This window comes from Kineosporia sp. A_224 (assembly GCF_002198655.1).
Taxonomy (GTDB): Bacteria; Actinomycetota; Actinomycetes; order Actinomycetales; family Kineosporiaceae; genus R-H-3.
Map to the genome: position 1 here is coordinate 1 of NZ_MWLN01000103.1, position 4991 is coordinate 4991.

At 78.3% G+C, this 4991-nt stretch carries 5 protein-coding genes; 3 read left to right on the plus strand and 2 right to left on the minus strand.

Going from position 1 to position 4991, the window contains the following annotated elements; genetic code table 11:
- Positions 1 to 678: PspC domain-containing protein (locus EDJALFJO_RS08320; RefSeq protein WP_158220340.1), on the minus strand; the 678-nt coding region annotated here is incomplete at its 3' end.
- Positions 679 to 793: 115 nt separating this feature from the next.
- On the opposite strand from EDJALFJO_RS08320, the gene EDJALFJO_RS08325 reads away from it, so the two are divergent.
- From EDJALFJO_RS08325 to EDJALFJO_RS08335, 3 genes are read left to right on the plus strand one after another with little or no spacing between them, the layout of a single operon-like run.
- Positions 794 to 2218: an ATP-binding protein gene (locus tag EDJALFJO_RS08325; protein WP_088284085.1), complete on the plus strand. Its 1425-nt coding sequence runs from the start codon at positions 794 to 796 to the stop codon at positions 2216 to 2218.
- Positions 2215 to 2907, plus strand: a complete 693-nt coding sequence (locus tag EDJALFJO_RS08330) for a response regulator transcription factor (RefSeq protein ID WP_088284087.1) — start codon at positions 2215 to 2217, stop codon at positions 2905 to 2907. The genes EDJALFJO_RS08325 and EDJALFJO_RS08330 overlap by 4 nt, the downstream gene beginning before the upstream one ends.
- A 19-nt stretch (positions 2908 to 2926) precedes the next feature.
- Positions 2927 to 3277, plus strand: coding sequence for a hypothetical protein (locus EDJALFJO_RS08335; protein WP_088284089.1), 351 nt, complete (start codon positions 2927 to 2929; stop codon positions 3275 to 3277).
- A gap of 7 nt (positions 3278 to 3284) precedes the next feature.
- Here EDJALFJO_RS08335 and EDJALFJO_RS34140 read toward each other — a convergent pair whose 3' ends face one another.
- On the minus strand, positions 3285 to 4832 hold the full coding sequence (locus tag EDJALFJO_RS34140) for a nickel transporter (RefSeq protein WP_088284091.1): 1548 nt from the start codon (positions 4830 to 4832) through the stop codon (positions 3285 to 3287).
- Positions 4833 to 4991 lie beyond the last annotated feature (159 nt).

Genomic DNA, 4991 nt, shown 5'->3' on the forward strand with positions numbered 1-4991 from the left:
GCCCCAGGTCGACGGGGCGGCCGGGGCCGACGGGGTACCCGACGCGGCCGGCGGGGTGGCGCTGCCGGCGGACGACGGGCCGGAGGCACCCGGCTGGTACGGCGGGGTGCCGCCGGGGCCGCCGGGGCCCCAGCCGCCCGGGCCCTGGTGCCCGCGTCGCTGGGTCGCGAGCCAGATCACCACGCCGACGACGACGAGGATCCCGATGCCGCCGGGGTGGAAGAAGCCCCAGCCGCCGTGCGACCAGGCGAAGCCGCTGCCGCTGGGGACGCCGACGAGAACGGCGATCACCGAGCCGACGAAGCCCGCGGTGACGATGCCGCGCAGCACCTCCTGGGCGTGGATCCGGCCGTCCGGGTGCGGCATGAACAGCCACATGAGGCCGTAGACGAGGAGGGCGCCGCCGCCGAAGAGGGCGACGAGCACGAAGAGGCCGCGGACGAGGGCGACGTCGATACCGGTCCGGTGCGCGATGCCCGCGCAGACGCCGGCGCCCCAGCGGCCCTCGTCGGGCCGGACGAGGCCGGCCGCGCGGATGCGGTCGAAGGCGTCCGCGAGGGGGAGCGGCGCCGGCCCGGTGGGGCCGGTCGGGCCGGTCGGGCCCGTCGTCGTGGTGCTGGTGCCCTCGGGGCCGTTCGTGGGGCCCGCCGCAGGGTCTGGAGGGAGGTTCGTGGTCATGGCACCCAGCCTTCTCCTCGGGGCGTCCCGGCGACATCGGGTACCACCCTGAGCCGACCCTGGTCCGACCCCCGGAACCCTCGGAACCGGCCCTGACCGGGTGCAGGATGGGGGCATGACCCCGACCGCTCCCGCCGCCGTGACGCCCGCCGTCGCGGCCCGGACGCCCGCGCGGGTGCGCCCGCCGCTCGTCCGCCCCACGGAGGGCCGGGTCGCGGGGGGCGTCGCCGTCGGTCTCGCCGCGCACCTGGGGGTCTCGCTCACCCTGGTCCGGGTCGGGCTCGTCCTGCTGACGGTCCTCGGCGGCGGTGCCGGGATCCTGCTCTACGTCTGGCTCTGGGCGCTCGTGCCGACGAGCGAGCACGTCCCGACCGTCGCCGACGCCGTCGACCCGGCGACGGGCCGGGACCCATTGCCGCGCAACGCCTCCCCGGCCTCGGTGGCCGGCCCGTCCGGCCCGCCCGGCGGCCCCGCCCGGCGTCCGGCCCGGCCGCGTGTCTCCCAGGCCCGGCTCGGGGACATCCTGCTCGGCGGCCTGCTCCTGTTCGCCGGGCTGTCCATCGCGGGCGCCCGGTTCGGGTGGGACGTCAACGCCGGCCTCCTCGTGCCGGTCGTCGTCGTCCTCGGCGGCGCGGTCCTCGCCTACAGCCAGCTCGACGAGGTGGAGCGCAGCCGCTGGGCCGAGCGCTCCGGCGTCCAGACCCGCGCGGCCGTCCTGCGGATCGTCGGCGGTCTCGTCCTCGTGCTCGTCGGGGTGCTGCTCGTCGTCGTCCGCGGCGGGGACCCGGCGTACGCCGGACGGGTGCTCGTCGCCGTCCTCACCGTGCTCGGCGGCGCCGGGCTCGTCCTCGCACCGTGGGGCCTGCGGCTGTGGCGCGACCTCGACACCGAGCGTTCGGCCCGGGTGCGCGAGGCGGAGCGCGCCGACATCGCGGCCCACCTGCACGACTCGGTGCTGCAGACCCTCGCCCTCATCCAGCGCAGCGCGGCCGACCCGGCCCAGGTCGCCCGGCTCGCCCGGGCCCAGGAGCGCGACCTGCGCGACTGGCTGTACGGCGCCCGCCCGGAGGACGCCGCGACGATGCTCGCGGCCGCCGTCCGGCAGGTGACCGCGGACGTCGAGGACCGCTTCGGCGTCGCCGTCGAGGTCGTCGTCGTCGGTGACCGGCAGCTCGACGAGCGCACCGCCGTCCTCGTCGCGGCGCTGCGGGAGGCGTGCGTCAACGCCGTCCGGCATGCCGGGGCACCGGTGACCGTGTACGTCGAGTCCGGCCCGGACGGCGTCGAGGCGTTCGTCCGCGACCGCGGCCCCGGCTTCGACCCGGACGCCGTCCCGGCCGACCGGCTCGGCGTCCGGGAGTCGATCGTCGGGCGGATGCAGCGGCACCGTGGCAGCGCGACGATCCGCAGCCTCACCGGGGACGGCACCGAGGTCCGGCTCGACATGCCCGACGAGCGCCCGGACGCCGACCGTCCGGACCCCGGCAGCACCGGCGCGGCCGACCCGGCCGTCCCCCAGACCCAGGAGGCACCCCGATGAGCCCCGGACCGCTCCGGCTCGTCATCGTCGACGACCACGCGATGGTGCGCAGCGGCGTCCGGACCGAGCTCTCGTCCGACCCGGCGATCGAGGTCGTCGCCGAGGCCGCCGACGTCGAGCAGGCCGTCGCGGCCGTGCACGCGACCCGCCCGGACGTCGTCCTGCTCGACGTGCACCTGCCCGGCGGCACGGTCCGCCCCGGCGGCAGCGAGGTGCTCCAGCGCTGCGCGGACCTGCTCGCTGCCCAGCCGGCGGACGGCGGGCCGTCGGTGCGCTTCCTCGCGCTGTCGGTGTCGGACGCCGCCGAGGACGTGATCGCCGTCATCCGGGCCGGCGCCCGCGGCTACGTGACGAAGACGATCTCCGGCCCCGACCTCGCCTCGGCCGTGCACCGGGTCGCCGAGGGCGACGCCGTCTTCTCGCCGCGGCTGGCCGGGTTCGTCCTCGACGCCTTCGGCACCGGGGCCGGCGAGGTGGCCGCCGTCGAGGACGAGCTCGACCGGCTCTCCCAGCGCGAGCGCGAGGTCATGCGGCTCATCGCGCGCGGCTACGCGTACAAGGAGGTCGCCAAGGAGCTCTTCATCTCGGTGAAGACGGTGGAGACCCACGTGTCCGCGGTGCTCCGCAAGCTCCAGCTGAGCAGCCGGTACGAGCTCACCCGGTGGGCCGCCGACCGACGGCTGCTCTAGGGATCCCTAGGATCGCGGCATGGAGATCGTGTACAACCTCGTCGTCGTGCTCCACCTCGTCGGTATGGCGATCATCGTCGGCGGCTACATCGCCGTCCTGCGGGCGCCGAAGATCCTGCCGGGGATGTGGCACGGCGCCCTGACCCAGCTCGTCACAGGCCTCGCGCTCGTCGGGATGCGCGAGTCCGGCGCCGTCGACGGCGAGGAGCCGCTCAACCACGCGAAGATCGGCGTGAAGCTCGTCGTCGCCCTCGTCGTCGCGGTGCTCGTCTTCCGGGGCCGCAAGCGCACCGACGTGCCGGCCGGCACCGTGCACGCCATCGGTGGGCTCGCGCTGCTCAACGTGCTCGTCGCGGCCGTCTGGGAGTAGCACCCGCTCACAGGCCGACGGCCTGCACCACCCCGCGGACGACGAGCAGCGAGCCGCCGCCGACGACGCCCAGGCCCGCGAGCCGCGGCACGAGCGCGGCGAGCCGGGGCGACGGTGCCGTCCAACGGGCCATCCGGATCCGCCCGGCGGCCGCCGCGAGCCCGACCGCGGTGAGCGCGGTCGCCATCCCGAGACCGAACGCGACGACGGCGAGCACCCCCGCCGTCGTCCGGCCGGCGGCGACCGCGCCGAGGAGGAGCAGCAGCGCCGTCGGGCTCGGGGTGAGACCGCCGGCCAGCCCCAGGCCGACGAGCAGGCGGCGGCCCCGGGCCGCCGGTGCCGCCGGCTCCGGGTGCCCGTGCCCGTGCCCGTGGCCGTGGCCGTGGCCGTGGCCGTGGCCGTGACCCGCAGGGCCGTCGTGCCGGTGCCGCCACGGCCCGGTGCCGCGCAGGAGCGTCACCCCGAGCGCGACCACGAGCACGCCGCTCACGGCCGCGAGCACCGGGAAGAGCCGCCCGGGCAGCGACCGGCCGGCGACGGCGAGCACCCCGCCGACGACGAGGACGCTCGTCGTGTGGGCCGCGGTCACCGTGCCGCCGAGCGTCAGCGCCTCGCGCACCCGGCGCCCGGTACCGCCGCCCTCGGTCCGGGCGATCGCGGCGGCCGCGATGACGGTCTTGCCGTGCCCGGGGGCCGCCGCGTGGGCGGCGCCGAGCAGTGCGGCCCCGGCGACGAGGGCGACGAGGGCGACGCCGCCGCGGGCGTCGAGCCGGCCCTCGACGAACGCCGTGAGCCCGCCGACGGCCCCGCCGAGCGCCCCGCCGACCGGGCCGGCGTCCGTCGTCGCCGCGGGGCCGGTGCCCTGCGCCGCAACGGATCCGGCCGCGGGGCGAAGCGTCGCGGTGACGGTGCGCTCGTCGGGCTGGTGGGCGCGCAGGTCGGCCGGGTACCGGGCGAGCCGGTCGCTCACGCTGCGCGCGGCCGCCGACGCGCCCGTCACCGACACCCCGTCGCCGACGAGCGTCATCTCCCGCCAGCCGACGTCCGCGACCGGCGCGACCTCGACGGCGAGCGCGGTACCGGTGCCGGTGGGCAGCCCGGCCGGCAGCCCGGCCGGCAGCGCGGCGACGAGCGTGCACTCCAGCCGCAGCAGCGGCAGCCCGGCCTGACCGGGCGAGGTCCGGACGACGGGGCCGGGTGCCTGCGCGGCGGTCGCGGGCCGGACGGCGAGCGCCTGGTCCCCGAGCCGGACCGTCGTCCGCCCCGCGGCGGCCGCGCAGCGGGCCGCGCCGAACGCCGCGGCCTCCGCGGCGTCGAGGGTGCCGTCCCCGTCGGTGTCGGCCGACCGGACGGCGGCGAGCGCCGGCAGCTCGGCGAGGTCCTCGACGTGGTCGACGCGGACACCGTCGGCGCGCGCGGCGACACCGTCGTACGTGTTCACCGAGAGGTTGCCCAGCGGGTGCGCGGCCGCGGCCGTGGCGCCGAGCGCCAGCACCGCCGTGGCGAGCAGCGGCGCCGCGAGCGCGGTCGCGGTGAGGGTGCGTCGGACGTTCACGGCCGGGCCTCCAGGCGGTCGAGGAGCCGCCGGGCCTCGTCGGCCGCGGCGGGGGAGAAGTGCGGGCGGCCGGCGAGCGCGGTCCGCAGGTCGGCGAGGGCGCCGGAGCGGTCGCCGAGGGCGGCCCGGATCGCGCCGCGGTGCGCGAGCGCCCCGGCC

Bases quoted from the DNA above. Each gene is read 5' to 3' on its own strand.
- EDJALFJO_RS08330 (WP_088284087.1), top strand. From the start codon at position 2,215: ATGAGCCCCGGACCGCTCCGGCTCGTCATCGTCGACGACCACGCGATG.
- EDJALFJO_RS08335 (WP_088284089.1), top strand. From the start codon at position 2,927: ATGGAGATCGTGTACAACCTCGTCGTCGTGCTCCACCTCGTCGGTATG.
- EDJALFJO_RS08325 (WP_088284085.1), top strand. From the start codon at position 794: ATGACCCCGACCGCTCCCGCCGCCGTGACGCCCGCCGTCGCGGCCCGG.